At 54.4% G+C, this 18,750-nt stretch carries 17 protein-coding genes and 1 pseudogene; 7 read left to right on the forward strand and 11 right to left on the reverse strand.

The annotated features are described in order from the left end of the window. Positions 1–343: 343 nt before the first annotated feature. Positions 344–2,368 (reverse strand): heavy metal translocating P-type ATPase, encoded by a 2,025-nt coding sequence (locus tag AFE_RS12765; RefSeq protein ID WP_012537382.1) that lies wholly within the window; start codon positions 2,366–2,368, stop codon positions 344–346. 317 nt (positions 2,369–2,685) lie between these two features. On the opposite strand from AFE_RS12765, the gene AFE_RS12770 reads away from it, so the two are divergent. The 5 genes and pseudogenes from AFE_RS12770 to AFE_RS12790 all read left to right on the forward strand — a co-directional run bounded on the left by AFE_RS12770 (position 2,686) and on the right by AFE_RS12790 (position 5,646). Further along, the gene (locus AFE_RS12770; RefSeq protein WP_041646518.1) at positions 2,686–3,039 is read left to right on the forward strand and encodes a hypothetical protein; all 354 of its coding nucleotides are present in this window, start codon (positions 2,686–2,688) and stop codon (positions 3,037–3,039) included. Between the two features lie 198 nt (positions 3,040–3,237). Next, positions 3,238–3,438, forward strand: a pseudogene (locus AFE_RS12775) (efflux RND transporter permease subunit); the annotation flags it as partial. 138 nt (positions 3,439–3,576) lie between these two features. Then, positions 3,577–3,939, forward strand: a complete 363-nt coding sequence (locus AFE_RS12780) for a copper-binding protein (RefSeq protein WP_009569871.1) — start codon at positions 3,577–3,579, stop codon at positions 3,937–3,939. Positions 3,940–4,063: 124 nt separating this feature from the next. Next, positions 4,064–4,372 (forward strand): hypothetical protein, encoded by a 309-nt coding sequence (locus AFE_RS12785; RefSeq protein ID WP_009569872.1) that lies wholly within the window; start codon positions 4,064–4,066, stop codon positions 4,370–4,372. Positions 4,373–4,818: 446 nt separating this feature from the next. Then, entirely contained in the window at positions 4,819–5,646 is an 828-nt protein-coding gene (locus AFE_RS12790) for a hypothetical protein (RefSeq protein WP_041647500.1), read from the forward strand. Positions 5,647–5,926: 280 nt separating this feature from the next. Here AFE_RS12790 and AFE_RS12795 read toward each other — a convergent pair whose 3' ends face one another. After that, entirely contained in the window at positions 5,927–7,081 is a 1,155-nt protein-coding gene (locus AFE_RS12795) for an outer membrane beta-barrel protein (protein WP_012537385.1), read from the reverse strand. Between the two features lie 907 nt (positions 7,082–7,988). Between AFE_RS12795 and AFE_RS12800 the strand changes: the two genes are divergently transcribed. Next, entirely contained in the window at positions 7,989–8,342 is a 354-nt protein-coding gene (locus AFE_RS12800; protein WP_009569877.1) for a YbjQ family protein, read from the forward strand. Between the two features lie 119 nt (positions 8,343–8,461). Here the strand turns inward: AFE_RS12800 and AFE_RS12805 are convergent, their stop codons facing one another. From AFE_RS12805 to AFE_RS12835, 7 genes are all read right to left on the reverse strand, one after another. Beyond that, positions 8,462–9,244 carry a hypothetical protein gene (locus AFE_RS12805; protein ID WP_012537386.1) on the reverse strand — a complete coding sequence of 261 codons (783 nt, stop codon included), beginning with the start codon at positions 9,242–9,244 and terminating at the stop codon, positions 8,462–8,464. Between the two features lie 211 nt (positions 9,245–9,455). Beyond that, positions 9,456–12,524, reverse strand: a complete 3,069-nt coding sequence (locus AFE_RS12810; protein ID WP_012537387.1) for a type I restriction endonuclease subunit R — start codon at positions 12,522–12,524, stop codon at positions 9,456–9,458. After that, positions 12,521–13,306 (reverse strand): hypothetical protein, encoded by a 786-nt coding sequence (locus AFE_RS12815; protein WP_012537388.1) that lies wholly within the window; start codon positions 13,304–13,306, stop codon positions 12,521–12,523. Before AFE_RS12815 ends, AFE_RS12810 begins: the two co-directional genes overlap by 4 nt. Continuing rightward, a complete protein-coding gene (locus AFE_RS12820; protein WP_226833924.1) occupies positions 13,294–14,601 on the reverse strand; it encodes a restriction endonuclease subunit S in 1,308 nt (435 codons plus the stop codon). The genes AFE_RS12815 and AFE_RS12820 overlap by 13 nt, the downstream gene beginning before the upstream one ends. An 88-nt stretch (positions 14,602–14,689) precedes the next feature. Continuing rightward, positions 14,690–14,911: a DUF4926 domain-containing protein gene (locus tag AFE_RS12825; protein WP_009565342.1), complete on the reverse strand. Its 222-nt coding sequence runs from the start codon at positions 14,909–14,911 to the stop codon at positions 14,690–14,692. A 34-nt stretch (positions 14,912–14,945) separates the two neighbouring features. After that, positions 14,946–15,212, reverse strand: coding sequence for a hypothetical protein (locus AFE_RS12830; RefSeq protein WP_009565339.1), 267 nt, complete (start codon positions 15,210–15,212; stop codon positions 14,946–14,948). Positions 15,213–15,236: 24 nt separating this feature from the next. Continuing rightward, positions 15,237–16,814 carry a class I SAM-dependent DNA methyltransferase gene (locus AFE_RS12835; protein WP_012537390.1) on the reverse strand — a complete coding sequence of 526 codons (1,578 nt, stop codon included), beginning with the start codon at positions 16,812–16,814 and terminating at the stop codon, positions 15,237–15,239. 65 nt (positions 16,815–16,879) lie between these two features. Between AFE_RS12835 and AFE_RS12840 the strand changes: the two genes are divergently transcribed. Next, positions 16,880–17,323: a GIY-YIG nuclease family protein gene (locus tag AFE_RS12840; RefSeq protein WP_012537391.1), complete on the forward strand. Its 444-nt coding sequence runs from the start codon at positions 16,880–16,882 to the stop codon at positions 17,321–17,323. Here the strand turns inward: AFE_RS12840 and AFE_RS17130 are convergent. Together AFE_RS17130 and AFE_RS12845 are read right to left on the reverse strand one after the other, a co-directional pair. Continuing rightward, positions 17,300–17,593, reverse strand: coding sequence for a PIN domain-containing protein (locus tag AFE_RS17130; protein WP_080513214.1), 294 nt, complete (start codon positions 17,591–17,593; stop codon positions 17,300–17,302). The genes AFE_RS12840 and AFE_RS17130 overlap by 24 nt on opposite strands. A 431-nt stretch (positions 17,594–18,024) precedes the next feature. Further along, the gene (locus AFE_RS12845; RefSeq protein ID WP_012537392.1) at positions 18,025–18,705 is read right to left on the reverse strand and encodes an ArsR/SmtB family transcription factor; all 681 of its coding nucleotides are present in this window, start codon (positions 18,703–18,705) and stop codon (positions 18,025–18,027) included. Positions 18,706–18,750: the final 45 nt, after the last annotated feature.

An 18,750-nucleotide genomic window follows, 5' to 3' on the forward strand; every position in this document is an offset into this window, starting at 1 on the left:
GGTGATGTCCACATGCCAGACCACATCAGGTCTTTGGGCGATAAATTGCTGGTCCAGCAGATTGGGCGCCACAGGGGAATCATGACCATGCTCAAATGGTACTTTCACTACGCACACCTCATCGCTCATTGGTCGGCAAATCCTTTGTAGCAACAGTGCGCCACCTTGCCCAAGTCAGCCGTAATCCGCCCTTACATTAGATTCGGTCATAGCTCATGACCATTAGCTAGTAAGCACATCGGCTACTCCAGTGGCCAGCGGCCTCGGCCTGTGATGGATGACAGCGATCCTGCGTTCGTGGAAGTTCTGAACAGCGATATCTTGCCGCTTGCCGATCCATGCGCTAGGCGGTGAGCCGAACCCTCTGGAGGAGCTTGGCGTTGATGGCGACGATCACCGTGGAAACGGACATCAGGGCCGCCCCCACCGCCGGGGAAAGCACCAGGCCAATACTGTAAGCCACTCCGGCAGCAAGGGGGATCGCCACGATATTGTAGCCGGCACCCCACCACAGGTTCTGGATCATCTTGCGATAGGTCGCCCGGGAAAGTTCCAGGATAGCCGCCACATCCCGGGGATCGGAGCGAACCAGCACGATGTCCGCCGACTCGATGGCGACATCCGTGCCCGCCCCGATAGCGATCCCGACATCCGCCTCCACCAGAGCAGGCGCATCGTTGACACCGTCGCCAACCATGGCCACGCGCAATCCCCGCGCCTGCACCGCCTTGATCTTCTCCGCCTTTTGTCCAGGGAGCACTTCGGCGAAATAGTCGTCCAGCCCCATTTCCTGGGCCACCCAACGGGCCACCGCTGCGGAGTCGCCGGTCAACATCATCACCTGCACGCCCATCCCCTTCAGCCGCGCGAGCGCTTCCCGCGACTCCGCTCGAATGATGTCGGCCAGCGCGACCGCCCCCGCCGGTTTCTCATCGATGAGCAGGTATACGACGGTTTTGCCCTGGGATGCCAAGGCCGCGATCCGCTCATCGCTGACATCAAGGCCATGCTCCTCGAGATAGCCGGGGCTTACGACCTTCACATTGCGCCCATTTACAAGGGCTTGTGCGCCCTTGCCGGGGATGGCCTTGAATTCCTTGGGAGGCTCGAAGCCGATGTCCTTCGCTTTGGCATATGCCACGATGCCGGCGGCGATGGGGTGTTCCGACTGGCTTTCAAGGGCAGCGGCAAGCCGTACGACCTCATCTTCGGCGTATCCGCCCAGCACAACCACATCCGTGACGCCAAACCGTCCCTCCGTCAAGGTCCCGGTCTTGTCGAACACCACCGCCTGCAGTTGGCGCGCCCGCTCAAAAGCAGATCGGTCCCGGATAAGCAGACCATGCTGCGCCGCCAGGGCGGTGGACACGGCGACGACCAGCGGAATCGCCAGGCCCAGGGCATGGGGACAGGCAATCACCATCACCGTCACCATGCGGGCCAGGGCAAACTCGAAGTGCTGGCCAAGGACCAGCCAAATGGCAAGGGTAAGCCCCCCGACGCTCAACGCGGTAAGGGTCAGCACCAGGGCCGCGCGGTCGGCCAGGTCCTGGGTCCGGGAGCGGGACTCCTGCGCCCGGCGCACCATCTCGATGACCTGTGAAAGATAGGTTTCGCTGCCGGTCTTATGGACCTCGACGGTGATACTCGACTCCCCGTTGACCGAACCGCCGATCACTTCGTCGCCGCCGCCCTTCTCCACGGGCTGGCTTTCGCCGGTGAGCATGGCCTGGTTGACGGTGGTCCGTCCCTCGATGACACGCCCGTCCGTAGGGATTTTTTCGCCGGGCTTCACCAGCACCCGGTCACCGCGCTGCAGGTTGGCGACCGGCACGTCTTTCATACCCTCCGGGGCCACGAGATGAGCCTCGGAAGGCATCATTTGCACCAATTTTTCCAGCGCGCCGGAAGCCCCCATGACCGATTTCATCTCGATCCAGTGGCCGAGCAGCATCACATCGATCAGCGTAGCGAGTTCCCAGAAGAACACTTCACCCTGTACCCCGAACACGACGGCACTCGAGTAAAAATAGGCCACACTGATGGCCAGGGCGATCAGCGTCATCATGGCGGGCTTGCGGGTTTTGAGCTCGGCAAACAACCCCTTCAGGAAGGGCCAACCGCCGTAGAAATACACCGCGCTCGATAGCGCGAAAAGCACATAGGACGACCCAGTAAAGGCAAGTGCAGCCTCCAGCCTCAGCAGATGCTGGATAAGCGGCGACAAAAGAAGAATAGGGATCGTCAGGGCCAGCGATACCCAAAACCGTCGCCGAAAATCGGCGATCATGGCGGCATGGTTGTGACCGCCGTGCGCACCGGGATGAGCGGTACCCATCCCATGTTCCTGATGTCGCGCGTGGTCCATGGAGTCCTCTCTATTTTACCGCCGCAAGAGACTACAACGCCGGTTGCCGATTCACGACCTTAGTGCGCGTTGAGCACGAATCCATTCAATACCACTTCAGTGTAGTAGGCGGTGTCCACTTATTCCATTTTCTTTCAGGCTACCCAATGGGTAGAAAAAGCCGTGAATAAGGGGCGCGCCAGAAAGGGCGGGATGCGCGGCGATCAGTCGCAGCAGGATTGACATTGGACGATCGTTGCGTTATGACAATAAAATTATCGTTTCGAAATTGAGGTATTGTGCGCAATTTTCGCCTGTTCGTTCGCCGGATAGCCTTTATGGTCTTGCTTCTACTGCTGCCTTGGATATTGGCACCTGTAGACGCGGCTCCGGCACCGTGCGCCCTGTCGATGACTGGGGTAACCGCACACGGCAAACAAATGCCGCGCTGCGAGCAGACTCTTGGCGCTCCGGCCCAGCAGCAAGGCACCTGCCTGACTGCTTGCTGCCACCACGATATGATGACGCTGGTGGCGGAGAGTGCCGACAACATCACCCCCGCCATGTCGGCCTTCGCCGTTTCCGTCGCGTCCAGGCGTACCCTCCCTTCTCCTAAGCCCGCTCCCCACTTTCTCCACGTTGCGGTCCACGCGGGTATTCCCCCACTCTCCGCAGTTCGTTTTCTCATTTAGCCTCCCGCCTGAATCCGTAGTCCCGCGCACATAGTCGCGCCGGACAGGAAATTCGCGTCTTCGGCCCTAACTCGGGCCGCATGTGGAGACTATATGAGCGATGTGCAAAGAAGTTCTGGGAAAACGATCCACCGCACGAAACGCCTTTTCCGCAACACTCGCGGCCTACGCAGTAGGACGTGCCGAACTGAGCGCGGTATCGCCATAGGCGTGATGATGGATGCCCCCGTGGTCATGATCGAAAACATGCATAAGCACCTGGAACAAACCCCTGGCGTCGATCCCTGGGCGGCGGCAGAGGTTGGTCCGGCGCTGTTTTTCTCGCTGATCATCATCGCCGTTTCCTTTCTGCCGGTCTTCGCCCTGGGTGGCGAGGAGGGCAAGCCCTTCGCGCCGATTGGGACAGTGATGGATAGGCGAGCAGAACGGACGCGCAATTTCGCCGTTGATGGGAAAAAGGCCAACTGTAAATTGTGGCCATAAGCAAGTGTTTAAACTTTGATAAACGAACAGTTCAACAACAGCGAGGAGACGAACATGAAACGTTTTTATCTCACCCTCATCCTGGCGTGTTTGGCGGCGGCCACGCTTCCGGTACATGCGGCCACGGGCGATATGCCGGGCTTGGACAACATGCGCACCGTGTCGGGCCAAATAATCCAGGCCCAGACCTTCATGGGGCAGGGCAAAATCAACGGCATGAATCCCGATGCGAACACGGTCATCGTCGCCATGGGTCCCGTCAAGGCCCTTGGCTGGCCCAGCATGCCAATGAATTTCCTGCTCCAGAACGCGGTTATGCTCAACAGCTACAAGGCCGGAGAAATGGTGAATTTCAATTTCGCAAAAGAGACCGCTGGGGGTTACGTCATCACCAGGGTCACGCCGGTCAGACAATGAAAACACGGCGTGACTCTGTAATCCGGCCAACTTCCCCTCCGAGAACACCACGGGGATATTATCGAGTTATACCATCCACTGAATCGCTACTAGATTCATCCAAATCAATGCAGGAGGATTCACCATGACACTGGAAGTATCCCACCAGGAGATAGGCAAAGAAATACGGACCATGGCGAGCAGACTTCGCCGTGCTGCCTTGCGGGGTTTTATGATGACGATCCTTATGAGCGCGCCGTTATCTGCCTATGCACGCGAAGATCATGCGCCGACTAATCCAAGGTATGAGACAAAGATACTGAAAGATAAAGCAGAATATTTAACGTACACCATGATTGTACAGATCAAGGATGGTCACTGGGAGGAAGTCGTCAAGGATGCCCAGGAGGTTGCCGAGATCGGTAAACGAATACAGGCAATAAACACTTATTAATCCGGCCGCGGGTGCTATCAGACCTTCATGGCGGGCAGGAATGCGGCATCTGCCGGCTGGATGGCCTGGTGTAACGGACCCCGCTTTCGTGGGGAAGGGACGGTCGGGTGGAAACACACTGGATGGGCACGGACTGCCTGCGAACTACTACAGAACGGCAAGTTCGCCGTAGTCAGGCAAAAGCTGCTGGGGATCCAGTCAACTCCACACCAGGATTTGGTAAATTGTAAACATCTCAAATGGTGAGATGTTACCGCACGCCCCAACTGCTCCCGGGATCTCCCAAAATCACCGTTGCGAAAGGAGCCAAAAACACTCATTCTTGACACCATTAGAGACCGTCATTTCAAACACTTTGAAACGGCGCCATCCATCAATTGGTGACAGGTGGTAATTACAGCATAACCAGTATGTTGAAAGTACTTCTTGAGGAATATGTCAGCAACATGAATGAACTAAAAATTTTTCCTGTTACCGCCTTGCTGGCAACGCTGATCATGAGCATTCAAGCCGTACGTGCAGCTGATACCATCCAAAATCCCTGCACCGGGCCGTCCGCATTGTTCGCCCTGCTAGATCGGCCCACGGTGTCTGACAGTGCCTGCGTGGTGCAATATGGCCAAGCCGTACTGGAGGCGGGTTACCAACATGCCAACCTTGCGGGAACCGGAGGCGGCACTGCCGATAATTTTCCCGAGGCGGAATTGCGCTTTGGCCTGCCGGGCCATAACGAACTCGTCCTGCTGCCGCCCAACGACAATCTCCAGCAGGTTCCAGGCAGCCCACATCTCCAGGGGTTCTCGGCCACTACGATCGGTATCAAGCACGAATTGGGCTATACCAAACACTGGCTCGGGGCCGTGGAAAGCTTGTTTACCCTGCCCTCCGGAAGCCCGACGTTTGGCAGCCGAGGGACAGGGGTAGCTTTTAACGGTATCGTTGACTATGCCCCAAGTAACGACACCGGGATATCCTTGCAATTGGGCATCACATCTCAGACCAATCCCGCACTCGCAGGAGGTGGTCGCTTCACCAGCGTTAATCCGGATATCACCTTCACCTGGTTGCCTTTGTGGAATCTGCAGTTCTACGGCGAGGTCTATGGACAAAGCCGCACCGGACCGGGCCTGGGGTCCGGTTTTGATGCGGACGGCGGTGTGCAGTATCTGCTGACCCCCTACTGTGAGGTGGACCTCGAAGAAGGTGTGCGCCTGAGCGGAAACCTGGGTGGGTTTACCCATTACTTCGGGGCAGGGATGGGTTTCCTGTTCTGATCCGTTAGGATCCTTAGACAAAATGGTACAGATGTCCTGACAATGCAGCGGCCCCTCGCCGTAACGAGGCATTGCAAAGCGATGAGGGTGCGACAATTTGCCGCATGTAACCGTATCCGTATCAGCTGTAAGATAACTTACCCGAGGTAGTTAAACTATCCATCACTGCACATGATAGCGCTTGAGCCAAGAGGGGGAGCGACTGATCGCATGATCATTGAAAAGGACGCCGTTTGGTTTTTTGGGGTCGGCGAATTCAAATAGCGCGCTTGGTCTTCGATCAGAACCAAATCCCGGTTTCTAGAATATCTCTGAACTGATCAGGCCTATTACCAGCGCCGAAACCAGAGGAATAGTTGGTGAGGTGAACATAAGAGAGTTCATCCCGTATAAAATACTCGTTATCTACATAAGTTGGTGTGATCATCACTCCGAAAGCGCTGGATCCTGCACCGTAACCAAAATAGCCGCCCGTCGCCGCCGTAGCCTCACCGGTTGAATTTGCGTGTTCATAGTCGACACCGGCTGCGATAGACCAGTTCTTGGTGAGATAGTAGTCTGCGTGGATCATCGCGCTGATATCGTTGGAACTTTGAGTCGTACCAAAAGCCCGATTGATCGGAGTGTACATGTACTGTAATTCCGGAGTTATGGTAAAATGCGAACCACTGTAGGTGTAGTAAAGACCATAAATATTACTATTGTCATATACCAGTGAGCTATCTACATAACCATTTTTGGAGAAGCGTAACGTGCTCAGATCATTGATCGTGCCGGTATGCCCTGTATTTCCATCTGCGTAGAGGGAAACTGAGTTCTCCGGGTTGATCGTATAGGTCAGCAAGCCTGATATTACGTTATAACGATTGGAAAAATATCCGTCATTCCAAGAAACCGATGCAGATACCGGCCCATAGGAATAGTTGATCTGGATGCCGCGACTAAACGACGGTTGAATAGTCCACGGAAATCCTCCCTCTATATTCATGCGGTTATAATCAAGTACTCCAGTATAGCCAATCAGTGTGGGAAGCTGTCCGATGCTAACAGAAAAATTACTCAATGGCGCAATAGTCAGATAGGCAGACGGGAGTGCAGTAAAGTCTTGCAAGGCAGTGCTTGCGGAATGGAAGGGTTGCCCAAGGTTCGGAAAATTGTAGGCACCGGCAGTCAGATAAAACTGTATAAGGCCGGTAGGCTTACTGATGGATATCAAACCGTTGGTTATCCCGGCACCAAAGTTTTTACCGTTGAGGCCTGTGCCAGCAGGGTTGGTCTGTGCAAAGCCCATAGCAGAGGCAACACCCTGGACGTCAAGTTCTCCTAGGGGGCCGGCATTAAATTTGAGTGGTGGTGGAATGGAGAAACCATCTGCGTATGCTAACCCGGAAAGTCCGGATAGCAAGCCAAATGCGAACGCGATAGATTTTGACATGTTAATGCTCCTATATTTAATTTTAGAAAAGATGCAATTTTTTGACTCAATCTAAAAATCACCGACAGGAAGGCCGGACATTACCTCATCAGTAAGCATTCATGGTGTGCCGATGGCCGGTATTTATTCGGATGGACGGATTGATCCCTACCTGGCCACCGATTGCTGCATCAAGCAGGTAAATCGCCGCATGTTATAGACCAGATTCATCATGCCGACTTTGCGTGTTGGCCAACTCCGGGGCCTTGGTCAAGGGGCGGTTGCGCTGCGCCTTCTCGTGGATTCGGCTGCGGTAACCTTTTTGACATAGCATTTGCTCCGCTTCCGTTGAACGATAGGCGCTGTCCGCAAAAACCCGTACACCCTGATTCTCCAGTCCCCTGGATTTTACTGCATATGGGGAGTTCTTCGAACCGCCCGTACCTGGGGCTGCCCACCAGTTTGCGGGACAGTGGAGGCAGGAAACACCGGCAGCATTAGGGAACAATTATTTATCTATGCCCTTATTATTTAATTATATCTCACTTTTGTGACCGCTCAAAGGAGACATGATTCGGATTGTGATTCCGGTTGTCGCTGGTTCGAGCCCCATCAGCCACCCCATATTTTCAATCAGTTAGGCATGTTGTGGCATAGTTCGTAGTAGGGGCTGAGACATTTTTGTGCCGCACTCCCACATTCGCGGGGTACTGAGCAGTGTGGTCTGGGGACAGATGACAGAAAAGCGGTGCTCAGATCTCTGGAGCGCCTTTTTTCTTTGGAGCGGTATCCGGGGCCGGTCCGGTTGGCGTAGAGGGGCGGCCTTGTGCGCGGTCATTCTGCCCGGACGGCATATACTAATACACCCGGCGAGAGGCGCAGGTTGATGCTGCTTGCTGAGAGATGACCCGTCTATCATACTGAGCCTATGTCAGCAGAACAAAAACCTGTCCTCATCCTCACCATCAACGACTGCCCCGGCATGCGTGTGGTCCGGGTCATTGGGCCGGTCTACGGCACGGGTGTCCGATCCCGCAACATCATCGGCAATCTTCTCGGTGGTGTCCGCGCCCTCTTTGGCGGCAAGCAGGCGGGCTATCTCAACATGATTGCTCAGACCCGGGATGATGCCCTGGAACAACTGGCCGAGCATGCCCGATCTCTTGGTGCCAATGCCGTTTTGGGAATGCGCTTTGATTCCGGCGAATTTGATGCCGGACAGGGGCAGGCCATGAATGAGGTCACGGCTTATGGGACGGCGGTGGTGGTGGAAGTGCAATAATTGGCTTTTTTATGCTCTTCTAGATTCTTTAACAACTATTCCACTGATGCCGAATTTAGGTATCCGATGGTTTTTTACTATTGGTTAAAAAAGCTCTAGCAATTCATCCTATATTATTTTTATTGCCCATCGGCAAGTTTTTCCGCCAATTCAGAAAGTGTAATAAAGACAACCCCATACGTTTCTGAAAGCCATCCGCGATTATCAGGATTCATCACTGAGGGGCCACTGGTATTTTTTCCGAAGTCTTCAGAGCAGAATAGGTCGATTCCATAACCAATATGGGAAGCGATACTGTCGCCATCTGACCATTCGGCAATTGCTTTTGCAACTTTTTTCTTCTGTGCATCGGTGTTGGCCTGTGCAAGGCCCTGTAGCCAGAGCTTAGGTTTGTCAATGGTCACACCGGATAATTCATTGTATTTATTGCCAATATTAAGGGAGATAGCGCGTCCAACACCCCGTTTTTCGATGGCGGCAGCGACCTCACCTGCCTTTTCACGGTGGGCGATCATATGTTCAATCGGCTCAATAACATAAAAGGACTGATTAGTATCCCGCACCGTTAATCCGTCGACCATGCGAGCAGGCCCGCGAAGAGCCCGTAGACCCATGTCTAAAGCGGTCTTTACTGCCCCTTGGTACTTGTCGTCCAAAGGTGGGCGATAGTGACGGATTTCGATTGAAAGATCGACGGTATCTTTGGTGCGGGACTTTGAGTGGACCGCAACAGCCGTCCTTGCCAATACTTCTGCCCGTTCATTTCTTTGGATTCCTTCTAAACTATGATAAGTTTGAGAAAAATAGCCTTTGATACGCCCTTCTTTCAACGCTGAAAAAATCTCGGGATATGAACTAATTTTAGCCAGCGCATTAGCATCGAACGTGACAGTGATAACCATAGTTGCCCACCATATTCCCTCTATTGGACTGTCAATTTTAGACAGCGTTTATAGTTAGGCAAACCTAAGGCTCCAGAAATCAGAGCACGAGATCGCCAGCAGATTGACGACCGTCTAACCACTAGGGCCTAACACTGAGTATTTTTGTGAAGATGCCCCAGAGTGAAGTTGCGCAACGAGCGCGATATTGGGTCGGTTTGTCTGCTAACAGTCACCCCACCAACCCCTCAGCCTGTTCAATGACCAGATTCACCGCCCCTTCCTGCATGTCGGGTGGATAGCCGTGTTTGCGTAGCACCCGCTTCACCATGCGCCGCAGATGCGCCCTTGCCTGTTCCCGGATGGACCAGTCGATGCGGGTGTTTTGGCGCACAGTATCGGCCACTTCCTTGGCGATCATTTTCAGGGCCTCGTCCCCCATGGCCTGCACGGCGGAATCGTTGGTCGCCAGGGCATCATAAAAGGCGGCCTCGTCCTTGCTGAGGCCCAGTTCCGCATGGCGTTGATCCAGCGCCTGTAATGCTTTGGCCAGTTCGATGAGTTCCTGCATCACCTCGACGGTATCCACCGAACGGTTGTGGTATTTGCGCAGGGCTTCTTCCAGCTTTTCCGAGAAGGCTTTGCTCTGGATCAGGTTGCCCTTGCCTTCCTTGCGGACCTTGTCCTGCAGTAATCGACGCAGCATTTCCAGCGCCAGATTCTTTTCGGGCATAGCCTCGATCTGGTGGATGAATTCATCGGACAGCAGGGATATTTCGCTTTTGGGTAGCCCCGCCACCGCATACAGGTCCACCACGCCTTCCGGGGCGATGGATTGGTCGATAAGTTGGCGGATGGCGTATTCCTGTTCTTCCACCAGAGACTCGGCCTCGCTGGACTTGTCCAGAGTGGCACGGACGCTCAGGAAGAAAATGATCTCAGTCCGGCAGCGTTCCACAATGTCGTCGCCGGCGGCTAAAGTCGCCGCTTTTTTGAGGCCGGACGTGGCGTTGCGGAAACGGCGCTTGACGCCTTCTTCGGTGAGTTCCTGAGACAGAATGAATTCGGTGGCCTTGCGCAGGGTGGCCACCTTTTCTGATCCGTCGTCAGTCAGATAATCCTGATAGTCACAGCCATGGAAAATACCGCGGCAGATGTCGAGTTTTTCCAGCAGCACCTTGATGGCGGTCTGCACGGTTTCCGCCGGATTGCCCTTGCCACCGGAACGGGTGTAGGTGGCAATGGCGTTTTTCAGGTCCTGGGCAATGCCGATGTAATCCACCACCAGTCCACCGGACTTGTTGGTGAAGACCCGGTTGACGCGGGCGATGGCCTGCATGAGGGTGTGCCCGCGCATGGGTTTGTCCACATAGAGCGTATTCAGGGCCGGGGCGTCGAAGCCCGTCAGCCACATATCCCGCACGATGACGATTTCTAACGGATCATCCGGGTCTTTCAGGCGGTCGGCAATGGCTTCATTGCCCGCCTTGCTGCGGATATGCGGCTTCCATTCGATGGGGTCGCTGGCGGAACCGGTCATGACCACCTTGATCCGGCCTTGCGTGTCGTCGTCACCGCGCCAGTCGGGATGGATACGGACGATGGCATCATAAAGTTCCACGGCAATGCGACGGCTCATGGCGACGATCATGGCCTTGCCGGACAGGATGCTCTTGCGCTTTTCCCAATGGTCCAGCAGGTCAGCGGCAATCTGTTCCACTCGCTTGGGGGCGCCGACCAGGGCTTCCAGTTGCGCCCAGCGGGTTTTCAGGCGTTCCTTGTTTTCCTGCTCGTCGTCTTCGGTGATTTCCTCAAAGGTGCTGTCGATGAGGGGGCGCTGGTCTTCCGGCAGGTTGAGGCGCACCAGGCGGCTTTCGTAATAAATCGGGACGGTGGCCCCATCCTCGACGGCCCGCTGAATATCGTAGATGTCGATGTAATCGCCGAACACCACCCGCGTGTCCCGGTCATCCAGTTCCAGCGGTGTGCCGGTGAAGGCCACGAAGGTCGCGTTGGGCAAGGCCGCCCGCAGATTGGCGGCATATCCCTTCAGAATCTCATACTGGCTACGCTGGGCTTCATCCACCATGACGATGATGTTCTTCCGCTCGGACAATACCGGGTGCTTGCCCAAAGGTTCGTCGCGGTCTTTCTGGAATTTCTGGATGGTGCTGAACAGTACACCGCCGGAAGCCCGTTGCAGCAGTTCCCGAAGATCACTGACGCTGTCGGCCTGCTGCGGGTCTTGCCGTAAAAGCTGCTTGCCTGCGGCAAAGGTATCGAACAACTGGGTGTCCAGGTTCGTGCGGTCGGTGAGCATGAGGATGGTGGGGTTTTCCAGCGCCGGGTGCTGGATGAGCATGCCCGCGAAAAAGAGCATGGTGAGGCTCTTGCCGGACCCCTGGGTATGCCAGACCACACCACCCCGGCGATCACCACCGATGCCTGCCGATGCCAGGGTGGTCAGCAGGGCCTTCTGGGCGGCGTGGAACTGATGATAGGCGGCGATCTTCTTGCTGAGTTTGCGGCCATCGTCACTAATGGCGATGAAATAGCGGATCAAGTCCAGAAAACGGACGGGTTCAAAAACCCCGTGAATCAGGAAACGTAAAGGGTCATCCCCCCGGTCCATGAGTTCCTGACCGTCGATGGTTTTCCAGGGCAGAAAGCGTTCATAAGGGGCACCCAGACAGCCTACGGCGGCCTTCAGCCCATCGCTGATGACCAGTATGGCGTTGTAGGCCATGAGGTTGGGAATGTCGGCCTGATAGGTCTGTAGTTGATTCCATGCCCGGCGGGTGGTGGCGTTGGCGTCCGCCATGTTTTTCAGTTCAAAGAGGCCCAAGGGCAGGCCATTCACGAAAACCACTAGATCGGCGCGGCGGTTGATGCGGTTGTGGATGACGGTGTACTGGTTGACCACCAGCAAATCATTCTTTTCAGGATGGTCGTAGTCGATCAGGCGGACGATGCTGCCGCGTTCTTCGCCGTCCACCATGTGCGCCACCCGTACCCCTTCCACGAGCATCTGCTGAAATAGGCTGTTCTCGGTCATCAGTCCACCCACGGCAATAGCCTGCACATGGCGTAGGGCTTCGTCGCGGATTTCCTTGGGGGCTTCTGGATTCAGGCGATGGATGGCTGTACGCAGGCGTTCCAGTAACAGGGGGTTTTCGTAGTCAGCGCGTTCTTTTTGGTTGCTATCCGGGCCGATGTCGGGGCCGAATGCGTAGGCGTAGCCCAGTTCTTTGAATAGGGCAATGGCGTGGTGTTCGATGGTGGATTCGTTGAGGGGGGTCATAATATAGAATCCCTGTATTGTAACAATACGGAAACCAGTTGAAATGGGGTCATATTTAATGGGGACCGATTAACGCTGGGGTCATCACGGTGCACAAAATTGTCCCTAAATTTCACAAGTTCATCTAATTTTCCGGCAAGGTCTATGTGACCGCCAAGATGCTTGAGAGCAAACTCAGAAGCAGCCCTGTCATTGGTAAACTGTGATTTGGTTCTAGAGATGCTTTCCACCCTTTCACTATTTTCAGTCGATCGGGCAAATAGATCATGGAAAAGCTGTTCCAGTGCTCTAATACAAAGAAACATTGATACATCTGCAAGATAGGGATCGACCCACGCTTGAATCAATACGCGCCTTGCTGCACTGAACGATGTTTGCACCCGATCACTTCTCAGACCACTTGGTAACTTGCTAACGAAACTTACAAGATCATCAAGCTGTGTGAATGAAACATTACTGTCGTCGATAAGCTGTATCTTAAAAGAATTATTTTCCGGTTTGGATTTATCTATGAAACTAAATTTCTTAGCTTCTTCCTTTACGTCATCGATTGTTGAATCTCTCATCCAAACTAAAAATAAGCCAGAAATAAAAACTACTGTCAAAAGAGAATATTTTTTGTCTAAAAGAAAATTTATCAAATTATGTGTGGGGTCTTCTTCGTGTTTTTGAGTGGTTTTAGACGGCAGCACTTGACTGATGACCAGTGCGGGAATATATGGACTAATTTTCCTAACTATTGAAAATATATCATTTTTCATATTGTTTTTTATTTTATCCATGGATAAGCCCTATCGTTTTCGATGGTGCGTTCGTCTAAAACGCGGATTTCGCCGGATATGAGTTTGGGTAGAAGTGTGTCACGTAAAAAAACCAGCTTTTGTTCCTCAACAGTTTTCATCCACATAACTTCAAACATGGACGATAATGGTTTATTCATGACATCGAGAGTGCCTGAGCATGGGAAAGGCAATTTTGAATCGGATAAATGGTGTCGCTGAATATGACCCATTGTTGTGGCCTTACCAGCAGCTATTTCCCGAAAGAAATCTAAAAAGTGATGGACGCCGAAGTAACACAACCAACGCGGATAATCTGATTTGGGTGTGACTTTAAAAAGGTGCTGGTTGAGAGCCCCTGTGCCCCCCGACCAGATAGCGCATTCAAGAGAGCCAGACCAAGAAAATAAGATGTCGCCATCATGCACTATATACTGTGGTTCTATTTCACAACTTGCCTGATCAGCACCGCCGAGATTACCTGACCTAAGTTGTGCAATTTTTATGACAGGCAGGGCGTCATCTTGACCTTTTGATGGGAATTTCTGCAGCGCCAAGCCATTCAGGAAGTTCCCTATGTTATCTAATGACCTAACCACCCACCCCTCAGGAATTTCCCCCAATTCCGAGTCCACCAGCTTATCCGGGAACAGGTCCAGAATCTCGGGCGTGAGCTTCAGCCGCTTGCAGATACTTTCCGGGGATTCCCCGGCCATCTTGGCGCGTACCGGGTCGAAGTCCACGAACCACGACTGGAAGATGGCCTGTGCCATGGCTTCCAGGGTTTTCGCCGTCTTGCGGTTGTTCTCGATTTTGTCGTCCAGGGTGCCGAGAATGTGGGCGATGCGGCGTTGTTCGGTGGGATCGGTTGGAATCCGAACCCTCGCCTGATGTAGGTGGTTGCGATTCAAGCCGGGAACAGCCGCCTTGTCTGAATAGACGAGAAAGTCAACCTCGCGTAGAAAATAACTTATGAAACGTGGGTCGTTGCCTTTGAAGTCGTACACGTAAAGCGTGGTGTTGAGCGGCCAAAAATTCTGCCTAACGTAAAATACTTGTCCTAATGTTCCGTATCGTCCAGTCACAACCCCCGGTCCCTTGACCATTGCTTTTGCGTGGGTGTCCGTGACACCGGAAGATGAGACCAGCGGAACATCACCAGATAAACGTTCTTTTTGCGGTAGGTCGTAGCCACGCTTCAGTTCGATAACATCACCAAGCGAGCATTCTTTCCACTCGTTCGCCATACCCTGGCCCTTCAGGTTGGTTTTTGCCGGGTTGTTGTTACAGTTATCCATCGCACGCCGTCTTATGATAAGACGGTAAGGTTGAGTTTGCCGGCTGCAACTTGACCCATGCCGTATTTTTTAAGTCTATTGTTTGGGATCACGCCACCCTCACATGCAACACATCCCGCGCCGAGATGGGGCGCACTTCATCTGCCGTCAGGGTCAGCACCCGCAAAGTATCCCCGGTCAGGGTGACAAATTCGACCTCATATGCTTTACCACCCTCATACAACAAAACCACGGCACCCATGTCACTTTTCACCAACCCCTGATCGGGGTAGTCTTGCACTAGAATGACAGTATCCAGTTCCTGAATCATGACATTGATTGACGAGATATTGTGTGATTGGCTTTCATTCAGGCGTCTGCGATTTACTCATGGCATCAATAGCGGTCTCTAAAGTAATTATTGCACGAGTGTAAATGTCTAATAGCCCCTCATCTTCCCCGAACATCCCCAAATGATCCGTATTACGCATAATGATCAAATGATTTAGTCGTTCTTCAAGAGCCTCTATTGTCAAATTACTTGTATCTTCTAGGGCCTCAAGGCAATCAATCAACTCTGCCCTGTTGGTGATTTTGTTTTCTGCACAACAGTCCGGTAGTGATCCAGTCATGGCAATATCCCCTATAATTAACCGTTACAGTTCATACCCCAACACCCGAAAATTCTTCAGCATCTCGTCTTCCAACCGCCGTCCTTCCGCCAACTGCGCGGACAGTTCCTTGGTCAGTCGGTCCATCTTTTCCTCGAAAGGCTCGCCGTCATCATCCTTGGCGGCAGCCCCAACATAACGCCCTGGTGTCAGCACATGGCCGTTCTTGCGGATGTCATCCAGACTGGCCGCCTTACAGAAACCGGGAATATCCGCATATTCCCCGTCCCCATCGCCGCGCCAGTTGTGGTAGGTGTCGGCGATCTTTTGGATGTCTTCATCGGTCAGTTCCCGGTGGGTGCGGTCGGCCATGAAGCCCATGTTGCGGGCATCGATGAACAGCACTTCGCCGGTGCGCTCAAACAGTTCCTTGCCGGTCATGCCGCGTCCGTCATCGCGGTTCTTCGCCAGGAACCACAGGCACACGGGAATCTGGGTGCTATAGAATAGCTGGCCCGGCATGGCCACCATGCAGTCCACCAGATCCGCTTCAATGAGGTTCTTGCGGATTTCGCCTTCACCGCTGGTATTGGATGACATGGAACCATTCGCCAGCACGAAGCCCGCGATGCCGTAGGGTGCCAGGTGATGGACCATGTGCTGCACCCAGGCGAAGTTGGCGTTGCCGGTGGGCGGTATCCCATACTGCCAGCGTTTGTCATCCCGCAACAGGTCACCGCCCCAATCGGAAATGTTGAAGGGCGGGTTGGCAAGGATGTAATCGGCACGCAGGTCGGGATGCAGGTCTTTGTGAAAGGTGTCCGCCGCTTCCGGTCCCAGGTCGGCCTCGATGCCGCGAATGGCGAGATTCATGAGGGCCAGCTTCCAGGTGTTGGGGTTGGATTCTTCCCCATAGACGCTGATGTCGCCGACTTTGCCACCGTGGGCCTCGATGAACTTTTCCGACTGAACGAACATGCCGCCGGACCCGCAACAGGGGTCATAGATGCGCCCTTTGTAGGGGGCCAGCATGGTGACCAGGGTTCTGACCACCGATGCCGGGGTGTAGAACTCGCCACCCCGTTTCCCTTCCGCGCTGGCAAATCGACCCAGAAAATACTCGTAGACCCGGCCCAGGGTGTCGCGGGCCTGATGTTCGGCGGTGCCAAGGCCAATGGTACCGATGAGGTCCACCAGTTCGCCCAGGCGGCGCTGATCCAGGGTGGGGCGGGCATAGCCTTTGGGCAGGATGTTTTTCAGATGCGGGTTTTCCCGCTCGATATCGGTCATGGCACCGTCGATGCGCTTGCCGATGTCCGGCTGTTTGGCGGCAGTTTGCACCACTGCCCATCTGGACGATGCCGGTACCCAGAACACGCCTTCCGCCGTGTATTCATCTCGGTCTTCGGCTGCGTAAGTCCCTGCTTCTTCCCGAATGATTTCTTCATGGCGTTGGGCAAAGCGGTCCGAGATGTATTTCAGGAAGATGAGGCCCAGCACCACATGCTTGTAGTCGGCGGCGTCCAGATGCCCACGCAGCTTGTCGGCGGTGGCCCAGAGCTTCGATTCCAGGCTCTGGCTGGTGGTGTCTTCGGTCTTCTTTTTGGTTGGTCCGCGCGGCATGGTATCCCTTTTGATTCTTTGGGATGTTATATCATGAAAAGGCGGGATGGGGTGAGGGCAAGGACATGGCTAGTGTGATTTATCTGATGACCAACGTCGCCATGCCGGGTTTGGTCAAGATCGGCAAAACCGATAGCGCCGATACACTCAACGCGAGGCTGAGAGACCTCTACAATACCAGCGTTCCCCTGCCGTTCGAGTGGTACTTTGCGGCGCAGGTAGACGACGCGGATACCCTTGAAAGAAAGCTGCATAGTCTGTTCGGCGAGTTTCGTGTTAACACTAAGCGCGCGTTTTTTCGTGTTGATCCAGAAAAGGTAGTCATTGCCGTCACCATTGGTTCCTATCAGGAAATTAACGTGTTCAGTCAGGCAGGCGATGCCGATGAGCAGAGGGTTACCTGCCACTTAGAGGAAAGCTACTGGGTTCGTAGTTGCCTACTGATGCTCACCAACAGCCAGCAAGCGTTTTTGCACATAGTCGGATCACTGAATTCTGATGATCCGTAGTTGCGATTCGACCTCTGCAAGCTTGTCAAAGTCTTTGTCACATGTCACCAATGTTAGGTCATGCGTGAGTGCCGTCGCCGCGATCCAGATATCGTTCTCTGTGATCTGTAGCGCAGTCGCTGGCCAGTCGTTGCTCCACCGCTCGGGAGGGGAGCCCTTTAGTTTGCCTTGCGCAGCTTTGTTCGGAGCGAGTTTTCGGGCCCACTTGGCGCGCAGTTGGCCCTGCTCCAGGGCGACCAGGAAAAGTCCTAAAGGCAGGTTCGTGATCAGTTAGCTGTCGTTCATCACACTCGATTTTCTGTGGACGCTATGCCCGCTTCTGGCCGATATTACCCGTTCCCAATCTGGATGTGAACGACCAATCCCGCTGCGTACCTGCCATTGAAGGCGAAGAGCACACAGAGAACCCGCGAGACGCCAGGGTGATACTTTTTACACGCAACGCCAGTCACTGAGCCCTCCGGCGGTGAGGGGCCTCCGCGATATGGTCACGAGGGATGTTCATCCCTGGTTCATTCCGGATTCGACACGACCCTTCAGCACCCGAGGCGCCGAGGTAGGATGTGATCATCGTCAGCACCGAGAACTGCGGCCAAGTCACCCCCAATCCGGCGAGCGTCTTTGCAGGAAGGGCATGAAGCGATCAGCTTGACGGGGTTTCGGGTGCAAGAGAATCTGGTGCATCGCCATATCGCGACTACTTATGGTGTCGCATCAATACCAAAGGTCTTCCACAGCCCTTGCTGGCCGGCGCTCGAAACCCAGATTTTTCGATCTCCGGGGTTTCTCCGTATCCATCCCGACTCTTGGAACTGCGTCATCAACGCGGCTCCCAGCGCTCCGCCGATATGGGGGCGACGCTCGCTCCAATCGATGCAGCGCCGCGCGAAAAGCCGCTGCTGATGACGTAGGGCGGGCAGATCCAACCCGAAGGCCGCGAATCCGTGTTCGCCAACCTCTGTAACCTGATAATCGCGCTCCTGTAGGTTGATCCACCCGTTGCGCTGTAGGGTATCCGCCAAGACAACCGCGAGACTCCCCGCCAGATGATCGTAACAACTCCTTGCTTGGCGCAATGGATCCACCGCGGCGCGGTCTGGGCGGTTCTTGAGGATCGGCGGGCCGGACAACGCCATCAGACTCTCCAGGATTTCGGCTACCGCCGGACTGGCCAAACGATAGTAGCGGTAGCGTAGACAGCGTTCCACCGCAAGCAGTCCACCATCCACCATCCGGGCCAAATGATGGCTGGCGGTTTGGGGGGTCACCCCTGCCCGGTAGGCCAGTTCACTGGCGGGCAATGCGTCGCCTCCGACCAGGGCCCAGGCCATGGCGGCACGGGCCGGAACCCCCAGCAACGCGACCACTTTGGGCAGTTCCATGTGCGCACTTCCTCCCTATTCCATATTTCGATCGTCATCGAAACC

This window comes from Acidithiobacillus ferrooxidans ATCC 23270 (assembly GCF_000021485.1).
Lineage (GTDB): Bacteria > Pseudomonadota > Gammaproteobacteria > Acidithiobacillales > Acidithiobacillaceae > Acidithiobacillus > Acidithiobacillus ferrooxidans.

Excerpts from the sequence above, each read along its gene's own strand:
- AFE_RS12785 (WP_009569872.1), top strand. The coding sequence starts at position 4,064 with ATGACACTGGAAGTATCCCACCAGGAGATAGGCAAAGAAATACGGACC.
- AFE_RS12765 (WP_012537382.1), bottom strand. The coding sequence starts at position 2,368 with ATGGACCACGCGCGACATCAGGAACATGGGATGGGTACCGCTCATCCC.
- AFE_RS12825 (WP_009565342.1), bottom strand. The coding sequence starts at position 14,911 with ATGATTCAGGAACTGGATACTGTCATTCTAGTGCAAGACTACCCCGAT.
- AFE_RS12840 (WP_012537391.1), top strand. The coding sequence starts at position 16,880 with ATGGCTAGTGTGATTTATCTGATGACCAACGTCGCCATGCCGGGTTTG.
- AFE_RS12810 (WP_012537387.1), bottom strand. The coding sequence starts at position 12,524 with ATGACCCCCCTCAACGAATCCACCATCGAACACCACGCCATTGCCCTA.
- AFE_RS12770 (WP_041646518.1), top strand. The coding sequence starts at position 2,686 with ATGGTCTTGCTTCTACTGCTGCCTTGGATATTGGCACCTGTAGACGCG.
- AFE_RS12790 (WP_041647500.1), top strand. The coding sequence starts at position 4,819 with ATGAATGAACTAAAAATTTTTCCTGTTACCGCCTTGCTGGCAACGCTG.
- AFE_RS12815 (WP_012537388.1), bottom strand. The coding sequence starts at position 13,306 with ATGGATAAAATAAAAAACAATATGAAAAATGATATATTTTCAATAGTT.
- AFE_RS12830 (WP_009565339.1), bottom strand. The coding sequence starts at position 15,212 with ATGACTGGATCACTACCGGACTGTTGTGCAGAAAACAAAATCACCAAC.
- AFE_RS12780 (WP_009569871.1), top strand. The coding sequence starts at position 3,577 with ATGAAACGTTTTTATCTCACCCTCATCCTGGCGTGTTTGGCGGCGGCC.
- AFE_RS12795 (WP_012537385.1), bottom strand. The coding sequence starts at position 7,081 with ATGTCAAAATCTATCGCGTTCGCATTTGGCTTGCTATCCGGACTTTCC.
- AFE_RS12835 (WP_012537390.1), bottom strand. The coding sequence starts at position 16,814 with ATGCCGCGCGGACCAACCAAAAAGAAGACCGAAGACACCACCAGCCAG.
- AFE_RS12805 (WP_012537386.1), bottom strand. The coding sequence starts at position 9,244 with ATGGTTATCACTGTCACGTTCGATGCTAATGCGCTGGCTAAAATTAGT.
- AFE_RS12845 (WP_012537392.1), bottom strand. The coding sequence starts at position 18,705 with ATGGAACTGCCCAAAGTGGTCGCGTTGCTGGGGGTTCCGGCCCGTGCC.
- AFE_RS12820 (WP_226833924.1), bottom strand. The coding sequence starts at position 14,601 with ATGGATAACTGTAACAACAACCCGGCAAAAACCAACCTGAAGGGCCAG.
- AFE_RS12800 (WP_009569877.1), top strand. The coding sequence starts at position 7,989 with ATGTCAGCAGAACAAAAACCTGTCCTCATCCTCACCATCAACGACTGC.